Origin of the sequence: Microvirga solisilvae, from assembly GCF_022808595.1 — a bacterium.
Taxonomy (GTDB): Bacteria; Pseudomonadota; Alphaproteobacteria; order Rhizobiales; family Beijerinckiaceae; genus Microvirga; species Microvirga solisilvae.
Map to the genome: position 1 here is coordinate 480261 of NZ_JAKUCN010000001.1, position 17606 is coordinate 497866.

The 17606-nt window shown below is 62.8% G+C and carries 16 protein-coding genes; 9 read left to right on the top strand and 7 right to left on the bottom strand.

What is annotated here, in order from left to right; translation table 11 throughout:
• Positions 1-1749, bottom strand: a complete 1749-nt coding sequence (locus tag MJ639_RS02365; protein ID WP_243368395.1) for a methyl-accepting chemotaxis protein — start codon at positions 1747-1749, stop codon at positions 1-3.
• A gap of 137 nt (positions 1750-1886) precedes the next feature.
• Positions 1887-3662, bottom strand: coding sequence for an OmpA family protein (locus tag MJ639_RS17795; protein WP_279306471.1), 1776 nt, complete (start codon positions 3660-3662; stop codon positions 1887-1889).
• 188 nt (positions 3663-3850) lie between these two features.
• Between MJ639_RS17795 and recO the strand changes: the two genes are divergently transcribed.
• The 5 genes from recO (at position 3851) to MJ639_RS02395 (ending at position 7810) form a co-directional block, all read left to right on the top strand.
• Positions 3851-4582 (top strand): DNA repair protein RecO, encoded by a 732-nt coding sequence (recO, locus tag MJ639_RS02380; RefSeq protein ID WP_243368397.1) that lies wholly within the window; start codon positions 3851-3853, stop codon positions 4580-4582.
• A 67-nt stretch (positions 4583-4649) separates the two neighbouring features.
• Positions 4650-6896, top strand: coding sequence for a DNA topoisomerase IV subunit A (gene parC, locus MJ639_RS02385; RefSeq protein WP_243368399.1), 2247 nt, complete (start codon positions 4650-4652; stop codon positions 6894-6896).
• On the top strand, positions 6897-7010 hold the full coding sequence (locus tag MJ639_RS17920) for a thioredoxin domain-containing protein (RefSeq protein WP_480212883.1): 114 nt from the start codon (positions 6897-6899) through the stop codon (positions 7008-7010).
• Positions 7007-7510: a glutathione S-transferase family protein gene (locus MJ639_RS02390; RefSeq protein WP_243368401.1), complete on the top strand. Its 504-nt coding sequence runs from the start codon at positions 7007-7009 to the stop codon at positions 7508-7510. The genes MJ639_RS17920 and MJ639_RS02390 overlap by 4 nt, the downstream gene beginning before the upstream one ends.
• 18 nt (positions 7511-7528) lie before the next feature.
• Positions 7529-7810: a hypothetical protein gene (locus MJ639_RS02395; protein ID WP_243368403.1), complete on the top strand. Its 282-nt coding sequence runs from the start codon at positions 7529-7531 to the stop codon at positions 7808-7810.
• A gap of 5 nt (positions 7811-7815) precedes the next feature.
• On the opposite strand, the gene MJ639_RS02400 is transcribed toward MJ639_RS02395, so the two are convergent.
• The 5 genes from MJ639_RS02400 to hemB all read right to left on the bottom strand — a co-directional run bounded on the left by MJ639_RS02400 (position 7816) and on the right by hemB (position 12852).
• Positions 7816-8562 carry an arginyltransferase gene (locus MJ639_RS02400; protein WP_243368405.1) on the bottom strand — a complete coding sequence of 249 codons (747 nt, stop codon included), beginning with the start codon at positions 8560-8562 and terminating at the stop codon, positions 7816-7818.
• Positions 8563-8664: 102 nt separating this feature from the next.
• Positions 8665-9150 carry an RDD family protein gene (locus tag MJ639_RS02405; RefSeq protein WP_243368407.1) on the bottom strand — a complete coding sequence of 162 codons (486 nt, stop codon included), beginning with the start codon at positions 9148-9150 and terminating at the stop codon, positions 8665-8667.
• Positions 9151-9162: 12 nt separating this feature from the next.
• Complete coding sequence (locus MJ639_RS02410; RefSeq protein WP_243369016.1) at positions 9163-10407, bottom strand: threonine ammonia-lyase; 1245 nt, start codon at positions 10405-10407, stop codon at positions 9163-9165.
• A 27-nt stretch (positions 10408-10434) separates the two neighbouring features.
• On the bottom strand, positions 10435-11790 hold the full coding sequence (locus MJ639_RS02415) for a branched-chain amino acid ABC transporter permease (protein ID WP_243368409.1): 1356 nt from the start codon (positions 11788-11790) through the stop codon (positions 10435-10437).
• A gap of 21 nt (positions 11791-11811) precedes the next feature.
• On the bottom strand, positions 11812-12852 hold the full coding sequence (hemB, locus tag MJ639_RS02420) for a porphobilinogen synthase (protein WP_243368411.1): 1041 nt from the start codon (positions 12850-12852) through the stop codon (positions 11812-11814).
• Positions 12853-13045: 193 nt separating this feature from the next.
• Here hemB and MJ639_RS02425 point away from each other — a divergent pair, with 193 nt between their 5' ends.
• From MJ639_RS02425 to glyA, 4 genes are all read left to right on the top strand, one after another.
• Complete coding sequence (locus tag MJ639_RS02425; protein ID WP_243368413.1) at positions 13046-14098, top strand: enoyl-CoA hydratase/isomerase family protein; 1053 nt, start codon at positions 13046-13048, stop codon at positions 14096-14098.
• Complete coding sequence (locus MJ639_RS02430; RefSeq protein ID WP_243368415.1) at positions 14098-14556, top strand: DUF6163 family protein; 459 nt, start codon at positions 14098-14100, stop codon at positions 14554-14556. Before MJ639_RS02425 ends, MJ639_RS02430 begins: the two co-directional genes overlap by 1 nt.
• Before the next feature lie 288 nt (positions 14557-14844).
• Positions 14845-16104, top strand: coding sequence for a L,D-transpeptidase family protein (locus tag MJ639_RS02435; RefSeq protein ID WP_423790740.1), 1260 nt, complete (start codon positions 14845-14847; stop codon positions 16102-16104).
• Between the two features lie 174 nt (positions 16105-16278).
• Entirely contained in the window at positions 16279-17580 is a 1302-nt protein-coding gene (glyA, locus tag MJ639_RS02440; protein WP_243368417.1) for a serine hydroxymethyltransferase, read from the top strand.
• Positions 17581-17606 lie beyond the last annotated feature (26 nt).

Here is a 17606-nt window from a genome sequence, read left to right on the forward strand (position 1 = left end):
TTAAGCGCGATAAGCCGTTCGCAGGCCGCCCCAGTGCCGTCCGAGAATGCGGATCGGCGCATCCACTTCCTGCATCATCACGATCTTTCCGCCGCCCATATCGCGGGCATAGGCCTGCACGATAAAGGGGCGTGTCGAACGGGCGGCCGTGATGCCGGCCCGGTCGTCGAAGATCCGCTTGTTGCGCGCGTTCGCCGCATTCCACACCGGATCGTCCGGACGCTGCGGCTGCGAATAGATGCGGTTGTGAACGGGAATATAGCCATTGCGGTCGATGGCGAGGCAGAAGGCCATCGTGGAATCCGAGGCCAGCACCTTCTCCAGGATCGGCGGCAGAATCGTTTCGAAGACGGTCAGATATGCCGTGCCATACTGCGCTGGATTGGTGCCCGACAGCAGGCGGTAATCCGTATCGAAAACGGCATCGCGTGACAGCCGCCCGTCCTTAATAGCCTGCTCGATGAGTGTCTCGACCTGACGGGCCGTGTCCTGCGCAAGAAGAATACGCGGCCTATAGCTCGTCTCGACCTCGGCGACGAAGGCATTGATGCGCGAGCGTGCTTCTGTATTGAGATGATCGAAGGAGCAGTGCAGACCCATGGCGCTCGTGGCGACGATGCGGACAGCGATGTTCCCCATCTCCCGGGTAGCGATCTCCATGCGCTGCCCAGAAGTCACATGCATCGTTTCCGGTGCGGTGAGCAGGGCGCCGCCTGAGCTGATGTCGATCAGGCGTGAGACCGCGCTGCCCGTGCCATTGCGGATGGTGGCGGAGCGCTCGACGGGAAAACGGTCCGATTGCCGCCGGTCGCCGAGCTCGCTCTGACGGATGACGGTGACGAAACGCTGTCCGAGTGCCTTCGCAAGGCCATCGGCCTTCTTCGTCGCCTGATCGGCTTGGTTTGCACGCTGGCTGGCATCGAGGGAAATCGTGTCCACATCGCCCGCACGCTCGCTCACCCTGCCGACGCTACCCGAGGTGACGCTCGCGAGGCGGGAGACCTCTTCGATGGCCGCGTTCTGCTCGCTGACACTCTGGCGGACAGTGTCGAAGACGGGGCGCACATTCTCGACTACTTCGACGACCGAGGTGACCGCGCTCGTGGAGGCCTGTGCAGTCTCGCGTAGATGGTCGATACGCTGGCGAATGTTGGCGGCGGCCTTGGCCGTTTCGGTCGAGAGATTTTTCACCTCCGAAGCGACAACCGCGAAGCCCTTACCGGCATCGCCTGCGCGAGCAGCTTCGATGGTGGCGTTGAGCGCAAGCAGGTTGGTCTGGCGCGCCACGGCGGAAATCGTATCGACGATGCCGACGATCTCGGCGGTAGCGGCGGAAAGCTGGGTGATGAGGGCGCTGGCCCGTTGTGCGGCTTGCACCGCGCTGTCGATCTGCTCGCTGGCATGATCCATCGCACGGCCGATCTCGGAGGCGGTCGCTGCGAGTTCTTCCGTCGAGGAGGCAAGTGAAAGCGTCTCGCTCGAGGCCTTGCCGCCGGAGGAGGCGAGTTCGTCCGCATGGATGCGGATTTCAGCAAGATCCTTCTCGACGGCGGCCACATCGGCAGCGGCTACGGCGATTGCTTGGGTCACTCCGCCGATAGCCTTCAGCACATCGGCTTCGAGCGCGTTCACCACGTCTACATCGAGGCTTCTGTCGCGGGCGGATGGTGACGGGGTCGGTTCCGGTATGACCGGGATGGCATCTTCAGATTGGGCGTGAGGCGTTTGGCGTCGCAGCAGGCCGAGCATGATCCAGGTCTTGATGGTTGTTGATTCCCAGACGTCATTGTGAGGGCTGAAGCCTGCGCGAAGCTGGTGCCGGAATAAAGAAAGCCCGGCAATGATGGTTTCATCGCCGGGCGATTTTTGTTACAACTCCTAGGGTTTTACTGCTGGTTCTGTCCCTGCAGGAGCGGCGTGATGCGGCGCATGGTAACGCGGCGGTTTTCCGCCTCGGGCCCTTGCGAGTTCACCTTCAGATACTGCTCGCCATAGCCCTGCGTAGTCAGGTTCTCGGCAGGGATCTGGAATTGCTGCGTCAGGATCGTCGCAACCGTTTCCGCGCGGCGGTCGGAGAGGGTGAGGTTGTCCTCGTCGGAGCCGACGGCGTCGGTGTGGCCTTCGACCAGGAAGATCTCGTTCGGGTTGCGGGAGATTGCCTGGCGCAGACCGTCCGCAATCACGCGAAGCTTGTCGACCTGATCCGGAGGAAGCTCCCACGATCCGAATTCGAAAGTGATCGTGTCCAGGTCTACGCGGCGCATGCGCTCACGCAGCGGCTGGCTGCGGCGGATCTCGTCGAGGGTATAGGCGCGAGCGACGCGTTCCACCGGCGGAGCGGTGAAGGCCTCAACGATATCTGCCTCGGACGCACGCTCCGTCTCGACGATGTATTCCTCGCGCGGGATGCTCACCACCGGCGGAGGCAGGCGCAGAACCTCTTCCTCCACATAGCCGTAGCCGGGGCGCACGCCGATACCGCTGCGGCGGTTCTCGATCAGCACGACCTCACGGCCTGCCGGTTCGCGACGGACGCGGCGGATAAGGTTGCCGTACTCGTCCCGCACCGAAATGATCTCCGATCCATCCGGACGGCGGACGATGGTGACCTCCTCGTTGCCGCCACGACGCTCCACGCGAACGTCGTTCGTACCGTAGATGCGGCGGAAGCGGTCTGACTCATCGTGGCGGATGATGATGTCGTTGCCTTCGCGGATGATCGTGCGATTGCCGGGCTCCTCGATGATGACGCGGCTGCCCTCCCTGCGTTCGCGACGCTGGCTGCGCAGATCGTCGATGCGCACGCGCGCCGGATCGAGCGGAGCGGTATTGCTCGGCGTAGGCGCGGCTTGCGGTGCAACCGGGGCCGAAGGGGCCGACGGCTGGGTGCGGGGGACAGCAGGAGCTGTGGGTGCAGGGGCCGGTGCCGGTTGCGGGCGTGGAGCGGGAGCCGCTGCAGGCGGCGGCGCGGATGGCGCAGGCGTGCTTGGCTGTGTGTCGGGCACAGGCGTAGGTGTGCGCTGCTGCTGGGCAGGACGCGGTGCATCAGCGGGGCGAGGTGCATCGGGGGCCGGCCTAGGCTGCACTGCCGGCGGCGTAGCGGGCCGGGCCGGAGTATCGGGAGCCTGCGGGCGGGGCCGTTCGGTCGGGCGCTGATCGCGCTGCTCCTGCGCCGGACGTGGGGGCTGGGCTCGCTCGGCAGGAGCTTGGCTGGGGCGCGCGGGCGTCGCCGGTTCAGCGCCGGAAGGTGGGGTCGGACGTTCGGGGCGCTGAGGACGTTCCTCCCGACGTTCTGCCGGTTGACGCTGCTCACGGCCGGGACGTTGAGTTGGGCGCGTCTCCTCATCCGGGCTGGTGGCGCGGGGAGCTGCGCGCGGAGCCGGTGCTTCAGGAGCGGCATCCTGGCCGCCACGCTGCGGCCGTGGCCTGCCGCCCTCGTCGTCCGCGCCGGGGCGTTGCTGGCGGCGCTGCTGACCGGGAGGGCCTCCTTCATCCTGTCCCTGCCGTGGACGCACTCTGGGCGGAAGCTGTCCCGGCTCATCAGGCTGGGCCTGGGCGAGAGTGATAGGAGCGGGATTCTGTGGCTGGGGCGCAGACGCGTTGGCCGACAGCATCATCAGTGGCAGAGCGGTACTCGCGAGAAACAGGTTGGTGAGCTTCATGATCCTCATTCACATGCTGGAACTAAAGATGTTCGTGAATGCCAAGCTGCTCTATTAGTTCCATTTTTTAGGCATGTTCGGGCTGGGGGGATATCTTAACATTTTAGCCCGATGCTCTTGGAAAATATGGCAAAAAGCCCTCCCGATGCTTACATCAGGGCTACTGCCCATCAAGAGCACCGCACCCGATGCAATGGACCGATGAAGGCGTCGTTCTCGGCGTCCGCAAACATGGCGAGACGAGCGTCATCCTTGAGCTGATGACGCGCGAGCACGGCCGCCATTCGGGCCTCGTCCATGGTGGGCGCTCCAAAACATTGCAGGCAGTGCTCCAGCCGGGCAATACGGTGCAGGCGACTTGGCGCGCGCGGCTCGACGAGCATCTCGGGAATTTCCAGGTCGAGGGCCTGAACCTGCGGGCCTCGCGGCTCATGGACTCGTCCATGGCGCTCTATGGCCTGGCTGCTTTGGCGAACCTCCTTCGCTTCGTTCCGGAGCGCGACCCGCATTTCGCCCTCTACGAAACCTTGACCGTTCTGGTGGACCATCTGGACGATCCGGACCTCGCGCCCGCGCTCTTCGTGCGCTTTGAACTCGCCATGCTGGCGGAACTTGGCTTCGGGCTCGATTTGACTTCCTGCGCCGCCACCGGCGCCGAACGGGACCTGATCTATGTTTCGCCCAAGAGCGGGCGGGCGGTAAGTGCGGAGGCGGGGGAACCCTACAAGGAAAGGCTCCTGAAGCTCCCTGGTTTCCTGATCGGCCAGACCCGGGCTAACCGCCCGAGCGAGAGCGAGATCAGGGCGGGATTTGCACTCACAGACTTCTTCCTGCATCAGAACGTCTTCGATCCACAGGGGCAGAAGGCTCCAGCGGAGCGGGCGCGTTTCGTCGCACTGGCGACAGCTGGGGACGAATGAGGTTTGTTTCTGTTATGTTCTCATTTCAAGTGATAAAGAAGCGATTCGGTATTGAGGAATTCAGGTAATGGGTAAGCCGGTCAATCCACCGTCTGGCGGCGAGATCGAGAACATCAATCTCAAGGACGCCTTGGAAGAGCGCTATCTCGCATATGCGCTCTCCACGATCATGCACCGTGCGCTGCCGGATGCGCGAGACGGGTTGAAGCCCGTCCACCGCCGCATCCTGCATGCCATGCGTCTGTTGAAGCTCGACCCGAAGTCGGCTCCGAAGAAATGCGCCCGCATCGTCGGTGACGTGATGGGTCAGTATCACCCGCACGGCGACCAATCGATTTATGACGCACTCGTGCGCATGGCGCAGGATTTCGCGCAGCGCTATCCGCTGGCGGACGGGCAGGGCAATTTCGGCAATATCGATGGCGATGGCGCCGCTGCGATGCGTTACACCGAGGCGAAGCTGACGGAAGTCGCGCGCCTGCTGCTCGAAGGCATCGACGAGGACTCCGTCGATTTTCGCGAGACCTACGATCAGGCGAACGAGGAGCCGGTGGTTCTGCCCGCCGCATTCCCGAATCTGCTCGCCAACGGCTCACAGGGCATTGCGGTCGGCATGGCGACATCCATCCCGCCGCATAACGCCGCCGAGTTGTGCGATGCGGCGCTGCACCTGATCTCGAAGCCGAACGCCTCGACCGAGCAGCTGATGCAGTTCGTACAGGGACCCGATCTTCCGACCGGCGGCATCATTGTCGATACGCCTGCTTCCATGGCCGAGACCTACAGCACAGGTCGCGGTTCGTTCCGCGTGCGCGCGCGCTGGAACAAGGAAGATCTGGGACGCGGCAACTGGCAGATCGTCGTTACCGAAATTCCGTATTCCGTGCCGAAGTCCCGCTTGATCGAGAAGATCGCGGAACTTCTGCAGGACAAGAAGCTGCCGCTGCTTGCGGATGTGCGCGATGAGTCGGCGGAGGACATCCGCGTGGTTCTGGAGCCGCGCGCGAAGACGGTCGATCCGATCATCCTCATGGAATCCCTCTTCAAGCTGACCGAGCTTGAAAGCCGCATTCCCATGAACGTGAATGTGCTCGCTGGCGGCAAGGTGCCGAAGGTGCTGAGCCTTGCCGAGTGCCTGCGCGAATGGCTCGACCATCGCCGGGAAGTGCTGATCCGCCGCTCCAAGTTCCGCCTGTCGGCCATCGACAAGCGTTTGGAGATCTTGGGCGGCCTGCTCATCGTCTATCTCGATCTCGACCGGGTGATCAAAATCATCCGCGAAGAGGACGAGCCGAAGCAGGAGCTGATGCGCGTCTTCAAGCTCACCGAGGTTCAGGCCAACGCCATTCTCGACACGCGCCTGCGTTCGCTTCGCAAGCTCGAAGAGATGGAGCTGAAGCGCGAGCAGAAGAATCTGCAGGATGAGAAGGCGAAGATCGAAGAGCTGCTCGATTCCGAGAAGATCCAATGGAAGACGGTCGCTGCCGAGATCAAGGAGGTCCGCAAGACCTTCGGTCCAGACACGGCAATCGGCAAGCGTCGCACCACCTTCGATCAGGCGCCCGACACCTCCGATATCGACTTCGCGGAGGCCATGATCGAGCGCGAGCCGATCACGGTCATCGTCTCCGAGAAGGGCTGGGTCCGCGCCATGAAGGGGCATCAGGAGGATCTTTCCTCCCTGCAGTTCCGTGGTGACGACAAGCTCAAGACGGCCTTCTTCGCCGAGACCACGTCCAAGATCATCGTGGCGGCGACGAACGGACGCTTCTTCACGCTCGATGCGTCGAAGCTCCCCGGCGGTCGCGGATTCGGTGATCCGATCCGACTCATGGTCGATCTAGAGGAGGGCGCGGACTTCATCGCGGCCTTCCCGTTCAAGGCTGGGACGAAGCTCCTTGTGGTTTCGGCGGACGGACGCGGCTTCATCGTGCCGACCGACGAGATCGTCGCGAATACCCGCAAGGGCAAGCAGATCCTCAACCTCGATGCGCCGGCCACCATGGTCGTCAGCACCGATGCGGCGGGTGATCACGTCGCGATCATCGGCGAGAACCGCAAGCTTCTGATCTTCCCCGTGAAGCAGGTGCCGGAAATGACCCGCGGCAAGGGCGTGCGCCTCCAGCGCTACAAGGACGGCGGCGTCTCCGACGCCAAGGTCTTCACGCTGAAGGAAGGCCTGACTTGGAAGGACACGGCAGGCCGCACCTGGACGGTGGCGAAGGAAGACCTGCGCGACTGGATGGGTGACCGCACGGAAGCCGGCCGCCTGCCGCCGAAGGGATTCCCGAAATCGAATAAATTCGGAGAATAAATGATGTCAAGTCTCGTGCTCTACGGGAACAGGGAGTCGGGCCATTCCTACAAGGTCAGACTGGCTCTCACGCTTCTCGGCCTGGAGCACGAGTACGTCCCATCGATCTCATGATCGAGCGCAACAACCGGCCTCCCGATTTTCGGGAAGTCAGCCGGTTCGGCGAGGTGCCGGTCCTCGTCACGAATGGCGAAGCGCTCGTTCAGTCGAACGCGATCCTCATGCACCTCGCACGAACCACTGGCCAATTGCGCGGCGAGTGCGATCCTGACCACACGATGGAATGGATGTTCTGGGAAGCGAACCGGATCACCTTCTCCATCTCCAATCTCCGCTTCGCGCGGCGCTTCACGAAGGATACGCCGCCCGATGTGATCGCGTGGCTCGAAGCCCGCGCGCGGACAGATCTCGATCGGCTCGACGAGGAGTTTCGAGGCAAGGACGAGTTCCTGCTCGGCTCGACAATTTCCATCGCGGACATCGCCTGCTGCAGCTATCTGTTCTGGCCCGAACAGACAGGCCTCGATTATGGCGCATGGAAGCATGTGAGCGCATGGCTCGACCGCATTCGCGCTGTGCCAGGCTGGGCGCATCCTTATTCGCTGATGAGCTAGAGGCTGATATCTGTGCAGATGGTGTTCAACCTCATGCTCGCGCTCGCCGCCGGCGGATGGGTCGTCACTTTGATAGGAGCTGTCCTGTCGGTCATGGCCTTCGATGCGCCGAGCGCTCAGGGACAATGGCAGGCCTGGGGCTTTGTCGGTGGAATGTGCGTGCTCTGTCTGGCGACACTGGCCGCGATTATTGCTGCTAAGTGGCTGTTCGAGAGCGAGCGCGCTGCTCCGGCACTCGCATTGCTGGTCGTACCGGCTGGGGTTGGAGCCTTCGCCCTAGCCAGGAAAATTTTGGGATAGAACTTTTAGCCCACCCGCACCCAGCCATGGCTGCCGAGGCGCTCCTGAGGTGTGAAGCGCGCCTTGTAGCCCATCTTCTTCGAGCCCTCGACCCAGTAGCCGAGATAGAGATAAGGCAGGCCCATCGCCTTTGCCCGGCGGATATGATCGAGGATCATGAAGGTGCCGAGGCTCCTGTCCTGATACTCGGGATCGTAGAAGGAATAGACCATCGACAGGCCGTCGCTCATCACATCTGTCAGACAGACGGCGATGAGGTCGCCTTCGCCCCGTCCGGTGATGCCGCTGTCGATGCCCCGGCGGCGATACTCGATCAGCAGCGTGTCCACGTGGCTGTCCTCGACCATCATGGAATAGTCGAGCACGGACATATCGGCCATGCCGCCATCCGCATGGCGCGCATCCACGTAGCGGCGGAACAATGCGTATTGTTCAGAGGATGGGCGGTTGGGCAATTCGTTGCCGATCAGGTCGGCATTGGTCTTCAAAACACGTTTCAGGTTTCCCGACGCCTCGAACTCGCCTGCGAGAACGCGAACGGAGATACAGGCGCGGCATGTGTCGCAGGCAGGTCTGTAGGCGATGGTCTGCGAGCGGCGGAAGCCACCTTGGGTGAGGATCTCGTTCAGCTCACGTCCGCGCCGGCCGACAATATGCGTGAAGACCTTCCGCTCTTCCTTGCCCGGCAGATAGGGGCACGCGGAAGGCGAGGTGAGATAGAATTGCGGTGCGTCGCGGGAGTGACTCGTCAAGCCGGGAAGCCTTGTGGAGAAACCTTGGGCGCTAAATCAACGCCCAAGGATAACATTGGTGCCGCTCCCGTCCAGTAAAAGAGCGGCGATGTCGCAGCCTTGTTATGAGGCCCGGACGATCATCATTCCCGTGAGCAGGTCGCGGATGAAGCGCCCGTCATTGCGCAGGAAGCCGACGAGCACGTCGCAGGCCCAGAGCAGGAAGGTCGAGATCGCGACATAGAAGAACAGCGCGTGCACCGCGGCGGCCAGCATGGAGGTGCCCCGACCCGTCGACGGATCGATGACGCGAAGGCCCATGGTGCGCATGCCCACCGTCGCCTGGTTCTGCCCGCCGATGGTGACTGCGTTGTAGACGATGAAGATCAGTGCCGTGAGCGGCAGGGCGAAGAACAGGCCCCAGCCGAGGCCGAGCGTGATGATTCCGAGGAAGAAGATGCCGATGGAGATCAGGATGACCCAAAGCGCGATCACGGCCAGGTCGATCAGATAGGCCCAGAACCGGCGGGCGATGACACCCTCCGTCAGGCGGGCATCGACCTGATAGGTGTTGTACTCGATGGTCGGCGGGTAGGGCCGATTGACCATTGTCTTCATTCCTCAATAGGCGGTCTCGGACAGGCAGCGGGAATCGAGCCGCCGCGGATCGAGGCCCTCCGCCTTCAGGGACTCGAACACCTCCAATGTATGTGCTCTGTCGCGAGTTTCGATAGTGATGTCGATGGAAACGCCCTTGGCCGGTACGTCGAGGTAAAGACGTCCGTGGGAAACCTCCAGGATATTGGCCCCGAGCTGCCCGAGCAGGCTCGCCACGCGGCCGAGCAGGCCTGGGCGGTCGTTGGAGGTGATGCGGAAGGAGGCGATGCGGTCGTCGCGCTCCAATTCGCGCACCATCACGGAGGCGAGGATGCGCGCGTCGATATTGCCGCCGCAAAGCACAAGGCCGACGCGCTTGCCCTCGAAGCGCTCGGGCTGGGCCAGCATGGCGGCAAGACCCGCCGCGCCTGCGCCTTCCGCCATGGTCCGCTGAAGGGTGGCATAGGCGTTGACGGCGCGCTCGATGAGCGGCTCTTCGACGGAAATGATGTCGGAGACGAGATCGCGCACGATGGGCAGGGGCAACTGGCCCACAGTCTTCACCGCGATGCCTTCGGCCAGGGTTTGGCCGCCGATGGGCTGGTTCTCGCCGCGAATGGCATTGAGGAAAGACGGGTAGAGAGCCGCTTCCACGCCGATGATCTCGATGGAGGGCTTGATCGCCTTCGCGGCGATGGTGATGCCGGAGATCAGGCCGCCGCCGCCGATGGGCACGATGATCTGGTCGAGGTCCGGCGCATCGGCCAGCATCTCCATGGCGATGGTGCCCTGGCCCGCCATGACCTTCGGATCGTCATAAGGGTGGACGAGGACGAGGCCTTCAGCCTCGATGATCTCGCGGACCCGGTGGGCGGATTCATAGAGGGTTTCGCCGTAGAGGATCACGCGCGCGCCATAGGCGCGGGTGTTCTCGGCCTTCACCAGAGGCGCGCTTTCCGGCATCACGATGGTCGCCGGAATGCCGAGGCGGCGGGCATGATAGGCGACCGCCTGGGCATGGTTGCCTGCCGACATGGCGATGACGCCGCGCTTGCGCTCTTCGGGTGTGAGGCTTTCCAGCTTGTTGACCGCGCCGCGCTCCTTGAAGGAGCCGGTGGGCTGCATGTTCTCGTGCTTCACGCAGACGGTGGCGCCGGTCATCTGGGACAGGCGCGGTGCGGGCACGAGCGGCGTGCGCAGAACCTGCCCCTGAATGGTGCTGGCGGCGCGCTCCACGTCCTGCAGGGTGATCGCGTAATCGGCCAAGATTTCCTCCGGTATTCTTTATTATAGCCCTTAAACGGGTCTTGGTGTTGGTTCTTGAAAGCCCAGCAGGCCGCCGGGCCGGTAGATCAGGAATATGGCGAGCGCGGCATAGAGTGCCACGTCCCGCGCTTCGATGGGTAGATAAGCCGACCAGACGGTTTCGAACAATCCTATAATGAAACCACCTAACAGGGCTCCCGGCACAGAGCCGATGCCGCCGATGATCGCTCCGATCAGGGCCTTGAGCCCGTATTGGAAGCCGCCCGCGAAACCCAGCCCTCCATATTGCACGACGATCAGCATGCCCGAGAGGCCCGCCATGGCGCCGGCGAGCGCCAGCGTCTTCGTCAGAAGGCGAGGACCGTCGACGCCCATCAAGGCAGCCGCCTTGGCATCGTCCGCATAGGCTCGCCAGGAGCGTCCAAAGCCGGTGGCTTTCATCAGCCATAGAAGTCCGAGGGCCGCCGCTAGTCCCAAGCCGGTGGTGACGAGGCTGATCGGCGTGAGGCTGACCAGAAAATCTTTCGAGCGCGCGAAGGGCAGTGCCTCCGACCAGATCGGCGGCAGCCAGACTGTGACGGGGCTCTGCACGAGGCGTAAGTATTCCATCAGCGCCAGAGACAGGCCGACAGTGGCTATGAGGCTCGGTTGCGAACTCGCCGTGGTGATGCGGGCGATGGTGAAGTATCCACCGACGGCGCTGTGCATCGCACCCGCGAATAATGCTCCGGCAAGACCGGCGAGGATGCCGAGCAATGGCACATTGATGCCCGAGACGAGCACCAGCGAAGTTCCCACGACCGTTGCCGCTGCTCCAACAGCGGCAAGCTCTCCGAATGCGAGGTTGATGCGTCCGCTCAGGCCGAAGACGAGAGAGAAGGCAACCGAGAGCAGCGCATAGATCGCCATGCGCGGCAGGCTCACCAGGAACTGTTGCAGCCCATAGGCGAGGGTGGAGGGAAGTTCGATCACGTCGGCAGCCGCCGGGCTGCCGGGATCGGCTGCGATTCCTTCAGGAGTTTGCAGATAATATTGCTTGAGCAGGTAGAGGCTCGCACCCGAGATTGGTCCTTCTTCCGTGGCAAGGCCGATCAGATCCGCCTTGTTGAGGGCAAGGCCCGCCGCCGCAAAAGTGCAGATCGCATCGCGGTCGAGGGGCGGACGATCTGGGTATTGTGCCGTGTAATGGACGTGCAGGCTCTGCGCCGACGGTCCTTTTTGAATCCGCTGAACGCTAATCACGGCGCCCGGATTGAGAGCAGGCAGGGTGGAGCGGCACACACGCGCCTGATCCGCATCGATGGTCCAGGAGCATGCTGCGAGCAGGCAGAATCCCGCAAGGCAGGCGATCACTCGCCATGCCCTGAAGATGCCTGCCTCGCTCATGTGCGGCCTTTTAGAAGAGGATCAGGCCTGCGCTTTCAGCTTTTCCGCCACACGCGGTGCGAAATAGGTGAGGATACCGTCGGCGCCCGCGCGCTTGAAGGCAAGCAGGCTTTCCATCATGGCACGCTCGCCGTCGATCCAGCCGTTCTGCGCAGCGGCCTGGATCATCGCGTATTCACCCGACACCTGATAGGCGAAGGTCGGCACCGCGAAGGCTTCCTTCACGCGCTGCACGATGTCGAGATAGGGCATGCCGGGCTTGACCATGATCATGTCCGCGCCTTCCTCGAGATCGAGCGCCACCTCGCGCAGAGCCTCGTCCGTATTGGCCGGGTCCATCTGGTAGGTGCGCTTGTCGCCGACGAGCGTGGCATTGGTGCCGATGGCGTCGCGGAACGGGCCGTAGAAGGCGGAAGCGTATTTCGCCGCGTAAGCCATAATCTGTACATCGAGGAAGCCTGCCGCATCGAGTGCCTCACGGATCGCGCCGACGCGCCCATCCATCATGTCGGAAGGCGCGATGATATCGGAACCGGCCTCGGCCTGGAGCACGGCCTGCTTGGCGAGGAGCGCCACTGTCTCGTCGTTGAGAATCCGGTCGCCGTCCATCACGCCGTCATGGCCGTGGCTGGTATAGGGATCGAGAGCGATGTCGGTGATGATGCCGATCTGCGGCACCGCGCGCTTGATCTCGCGCACTGCGCGGTTGACCAGGTTACGCGGGTTGAGGGCCTCGGAGCCTGTCGGGTCGCGCAGGGCAGGGTCCGTATAAGGGAAAAGTGCAATGGCCGGGATATCGAGGCTCGCTGCACGTTCGGCTTCCTTCACCACCTCGGGGATGGTCAAGCGCTCGACGCCCGGCATGGAGCCCACCGGCTGGCGGCCGCTGGCGCCCTCGACCACGAAGACGGGCCAGATCAGGTCGTTCGCTGTCAGCACGTTCTCGCACACCAGCCGCCGCGACCACTCGGCCTTGCGATTGCGTCGCGGGCGATGGCTCAAGTTCAGGGAAGAAACGGCTTCCTGGGCAGAGGGGCGGGGAAACGGCGATAATTTCGACATGATCCTCATCCGGTCGGCTTCGCTGCGCCGACGAGTGCGTGAGAGGGGTAGCACATTTAAAACGCTCTAAAAAAGGGTTCGGCGTCGCATCCGGGACAATCCGGAGGAAAACCGGCTCAAGGCAGCCATGCATTGACGGTAACCTTGCGCCCTGTTTAATCCGGAATGGGCTCAGACAAGGGGAAGACACATCATGGACGAGAGCGCGGAAGTCATCTGCGAAAAGCAAGGCCAGGCTGGTGTCATCACCCTCAACCGTCCGCGTGCGCTCAACGCCCTGACTCTCACCATGGTCCGCGAGATGCGCAAGGCGCTCGATGCCTGGGCGGATGACCCTGAGGTCACGTGCGTCATCGTGCAGGGCGCGGGCGAAAAGGCCTTCTGCGCCGGCGGCGACATTCGGCGCCTGACGGATTGCCTGCAGGCGGGGGAGCGCGACGAGGCATTGGAATTCTGGCGCGAGGAATATCAGCTCAATATCCGGATCAAACGCTATCCGAAGCCGTATATCTCCTTCATCGACGGCATCGTCATGGGCGGAGGTGTCGGCGTGTCCCTGCATGGCTCCCACCGGGTCGCGGGTGAGCGCTATCTCTTCGCCATGCCCGAGGTCGGCATCGGCTTCTTCCCTGACGTGGGTGCAACCTATGCCCTGCCGCGCCTGCCGGGAGAGACCGGCATGTATCTCGCCCTGACGGGCGAGCGGGTGAAGCGGGCCGATGCGATCATGCTGGGCTTGGCGACCCATTCCGTGGCGAGCGAGGGGATCGAGGCTCTGCGACAGGAGCTTATCGAGGGCAAACCCGTCGAGGCGGTTCTGGCGCGGGCTGCGGTCGATCCGGGACCTGCGCCTCTTGCAGAGCACCGCTCCATCATCGATACCTGCTTCTCCGCCGACAGCGTTGCCGCCGTGCTCCAGCGCCTCGATGAGGCTGCAAGCAAGGGCTCGGAATTCGCGGCCAAGACAGCGGCAGGCATGCGTACGAAATCGCCCACGAGCATGAGCATCGCCTTCGAGCAGGTGCGCCGCGGCGCATCCCTCGACTTCGAGGAAGCCATGAAGACCGAGTTCCGCATCGTCTCGCGCATCGGCGACGGCAAGGACTTCTTCGAAGGGGTCCGAGCAGTCCTCATCGACAAGGACAACCAACCCCGCTGGGAGCCCGCCACCCTCGAAGGTGTGAAGCGGGAGAATGTCGAGCATCACTTCGCGAGCCTTGGGCCGCAGGAACTGGAGATCGCCTGATGGCGCGCAATAGCAATCATGGCGCTCCGCACGATGCGGCGCGGGACTACCTCTCCGACCGGATCGAGGAGCGCCCACCCGCGCCGAGCTCGATGCGCTGGAGCTTCATCCTCACCTGGTTCATGCGGGTTCTGGCGATCCTCTGGATCATGAAGGGCCTCAGTTCCTGGGCCGTGATCCTCGGCATATGGACGCCCATCGGCCAGTTCGAGGCACGGTCCACCGGCTATCAGGCCACCATCATTTACTTCGCCCTGATCGACCTCATCGCCGCCGTCGGTCTCTGGATGGCGAGCACGTGGGGTGGAATCATGTGGTTGCTGGCTGTGATGAGTCACCTGATTCTGGCGGCCTTCTTCCCGGCTATCGTTGCGAGCAGCTGGGTCACGATCGTTTTCTTCCTGACCTTGATTGCCGTCTACATCGCGGTCTCCTGGCTAGCAGCCCAGGAAGAGTAGAGAAAGCTTTTTGGGAATAAGGTCTTATGGGTCGAAACGGAGGAAATGGGTGAGCATGCAACTCAGCCATGCACTCACGGCCAAGCTGTTCACGCAGACGTGTATCATCAGGACAACACTTCGGCGGTACGTAGTGGATCAGGCCGGTTTTGGAGGCTGAAGGTGCAATTCAGGAACATTTTGCCACAAAACGGCCCTGATGTTCCGTGTTTTCGATACCATTCGTTAATCCAATCCCGGCAATTTCCGAAGCCGACCCACAACTAACCTGAAGAAGAGCCTGCGCTCATGCTGTCTCGTCGTACACTCCTGACTGGATCCCTTGCCCTTATCCTGACTCCCGCCTCAATGGCGATGGCTCAGGGCCAGGCCGAGTGGTCGCAGAATTACGAGGCTGTGTCCCGCACCCGCGTGCAGCGGACCTCGACCCCTATGCTCTCGGCCGACTCCCTGGCCGCCACGGAGCAGATGATCGAGTATTACCGCAATATCGCCGCTCGCGGCGGATGGCAGCCGGTTCAGGGCGTTCAGGGCTTGCGCGTCGGCTCCAAGAGCCCGGCCGTCATGGCTCTGCGTCAGCGCCTGATCATCACGGGCGATCTCGACCAGAACGCCGGCGAGTCGCCGATTTATGATTCCTACGTCGAGGCGGCCGTCCGCCGCTTCCAGGCCCGTCACGGTATCAGCTCTACCGGTACGGTAACCGCTCCGACGGTTGCGGCCATGAACGTGCCGGTCGATATCCGCATCCGCCAGCTTGAGATCAATGTGGGCCGCTTGCGCAGCCTCGTTTCCGGTGGGCTGCCTAACCGCTATGCGGTCGCCAACATTCCGGCCGCTCTCGTGGAGACGGTGGAAGGCGGCATGGTCCATACCCGCCACGCCGCTGGCGTCGGCAAAATCGACCGTCAGTCTCCACTCCTGAATTCGAAGGTGGTCGAGGTCAACTTCAACCCGTTCTGGACGGCTCCCGCCTCCGTGGTGAAGAAGGATCTCATCCCCAAGATGCAAAAGGAGCCGAACTACCTGACCGAGAACCGCATCCGCATCTTCAACTCGGCCGGTCAGGAAGTGCCTTCCAGCCAGATCAACTGGTTCTCGGACGAGGCGACCCGTTACCGCTTCCGCCAGGATCCGGGCGGCGACCTCAACTCGATGGGGTTTGTCCGCATCAACATTCCGAACCAGCACGGCGTTTACATGCACGATACGCCCTCCAAGGGCATTTTCGGCGACGATTTCCGCTTCGTCTCCTCGGGCTGCATCCGCATCCAGAACGTGCGCGACTACATCGAGTGGCTGCTGAAGGATACGCCCGGCTGGAGCCGCGAGCAGATCGACGCCACCTTCAAGTCCGGTGAGCGCATCGACGCCCGTATTGCTCAGCCGGTTGCGATCCATTGGATCTACGTGACGGCCTGGGCTACTCCTGATGGCCTCGTACAGTTCCGCGATGACATCTATAACAAGGACGGTCTCGGCGCCTCCATCCCGGTCGCCAGCCGCACCCCGACCGAGCCGGACGAGGAAATGTTCCTCCAGAATTAAGGCCTCAGGCCAGAACCATGACAGCCCGCCCATCCGGCGGGCTGTTGCATTTCAAAAGCCCGGCCTACAAGTCACTTGAGCGGGTTGGCGGGTTCCATCGGCCCATGATAAAGGCCATGGCCATCCGGAACTGAGCGCCAGTCAGGTGGGGCTCACAGCAAGGCGAGAACGACCATGAGCGCGAGCGAAGCAAGAAACCACCTCTCCAACAGCTTTTTCTCGGCCAATCTCGCCGACAGCGATCCCGAGATCGCCCGCGCCATCGGGCTCGAGCTCGGCCGCCAGCGCGACGAGATCGAGCTGATCGCCTCCGAGAACATCGTTTCCCGCGCTGTCCTGGAAGCCCAGGGCTCGGTGATGACTAACAAGTACGCGGAAGGCTATCCGGGCCGCCGCTATTATGGCGGCTGCCAGTTCGTGGATATCGCCGAGGAGCTTGCCATCGACCGCGCCAAGCGCCTGTTCGACTGCAAGTTCGCGAACGTCCAGCCCAATTCCGGTTCCCAGGCTAACCAGGCCGTGTTCATGGCCCTCATGAAGCCGGGCGATACCTTCATGGGCCTCGATCTCGCCTGCGGCGGCCACCTGACCCATGGCTCCCCGGTCAACATGTCCGGCAAGTGGTTCAACGTAGTGAGCTACAAGGTTCGCGAGAGCGACCAGATCATCGACATGGACGAGGTGGCGGAACTCGCCCGCACCCACAAGCCGAAGGTGATCGTGGCCGGCGGCTCGGCCTATTCCCGCTTCTGGGACTTCGCCCGCTTCCGCGAGATCGCGGATGAGGTCGGCGCCTTCTTCATGGTCGATATCGCTCACTTCGCCGGCCTCGTGGCGGGTGGTGCGCATCCGTCGCCGTTCCCCCATGCTCATGTGGTCACCACGACCACGCACAAGACCCTGCGCGGCCCGCGCGGCGGTATGATCCTCACCAATGACGAGGACATCGCCAAGAAGGTCAATTCCGCGATCTTCCCCGGCCTGCAGGGCGGTCCGCTCATGCACGTGATCGCCGCCAAGGCCGTGGCCTTCGGCGAGGCCCTGCGCCCCGAGTTCAAGCTCTATGCCCGTTCCGTGGTCGAGAACGCCAAGGTGCTGGCCGATACGATGCTTGCGAACGGCTATGCCATCGTCGCCGGCGGCACGGACAATCACCTGATGCTGGTGGACCTGCGTCCGAAGAAGCTCACCGGCAAGGCCGCCGAGGCTGCACTTGGTCGTGCTCACATCACCTGCAACAAGAACGGCGTGCCCTTCGATCCCGAGAAGCCGATGGTCACCTCCGGTGTCCGTCTCGGCACTCCCGCCGCCACCTCGCGCGGTTTCGGTGTGGCCGAGTTCAAGAAGGTCGGCGAGCTGATCGTCGAAACCCTCGACGGACTGGCGAAGAACGGTGAAGAAGCCAACGCCTCGGTCGAGGAGTCGGTGAAGACCCGCGTTCACGAGCTGACCCGTCGCTTCCCGATCTACGCTTAAACACTTCTACGCTTAAACACTCGGAA

Bases quoted from the DNA above. Each gene is read 5' to 3' on its own strand.
- MJ639_RS02365 (WP_243368395.1), bottom strand. From the start codon at position 1,749: ATGCTCGGCCTGCTGCGACGCCAAACGCCTCACGCCCAATCTGAAGAT.
- MJ639_RS17795 (WP_279306471.1), bottom strand. From the start codon at position 3,662: ATGAAGCTCACCAACCTGTTTCTCGCGAGTACCGCTCTGCCACTGATG.
- recO (WP_243368397.1), top strand. From the start codon at position 3,851: ATGCAATGGACCGATGAAGGCGTCGTTCTCGGCGTCCGCAAACATGGC.
- parC (WP_243368399.1), top strand. From the start codon at position 4,650: ATGGGTAAGCCGGTCAATCCACCGTCTGGCGGCGAGATCGAGAACATC.
- MJ639_RS17920 (WP_480212883.1), top strand. From the start codon at position 6,897: ATGATGTCAAGTCTCGTGCTCTACGGGAACAGGGAGTCGGGCCATTCC.
- MJ639_RS02390 (WP_243368401.1), top strand. From the start codon at position 7,007: ATGATCGAGCGCAACAACCGGCCTCCCGATTTTCGGGAAGTCAGCCGG.
- MJ639_RS02395 (WP_243368403.1), top strand. From the start codon at position 7,529: ATGGTGTTCAACCTCATGCTCGCGCTCGCCGCCGGCGGATGGGTCGTC.
- MJ639_RS02405 (WP_243368407.1), bottom strand. From the start codon at position 9,150: ATGGTCAATCGGCCCTACCCGCCGACCATCGAGTACAACACCTATCAG.
- MJ639_RS02415 (WP_243368409.1), bottom strand. From the start codon at position 11,790: ATGAGCGAGGCAGGCATCTTCAGGGCATGGCGAGTGATCGCCTGCCTT.
- hemB (WP_243368411.1), bottom strand. From the start codon at position 12,852: ATGTCGAAATTATCGCCGTTTCCCCGCCCCTCTGCCCAGGAAGCCGTT.
- MJ639_RS02425 (WP_243368413.1), top strand. From the start codon at position 13,046: ATGGACGAGAGCGCGGAAGTCATCTGCGAAAAGCAAGGCCAGGCTGGT.
- MJ639_RS02430 (WP_243368415.1), top strand. From the start codon at position 14,098: ATGGCGCGCAATAGCAATCATGGCGCTCCGCACGATGCGGCGCGGGAC.
- MJ639_RS02435 (WP_423790740.1), top strand. From the start codon at position 14,845: ATGCTGTCTCGTCGTACACTCCTGACTGGATCCCTTGCCCTTATCCTG.
- glyA (WP_243368417.1), top strand. From the start codon at position 16,279: ATGAGCGCGAGCGAAGCAAGAAACCACCTCTCCAACAGCTTTTTCTCG.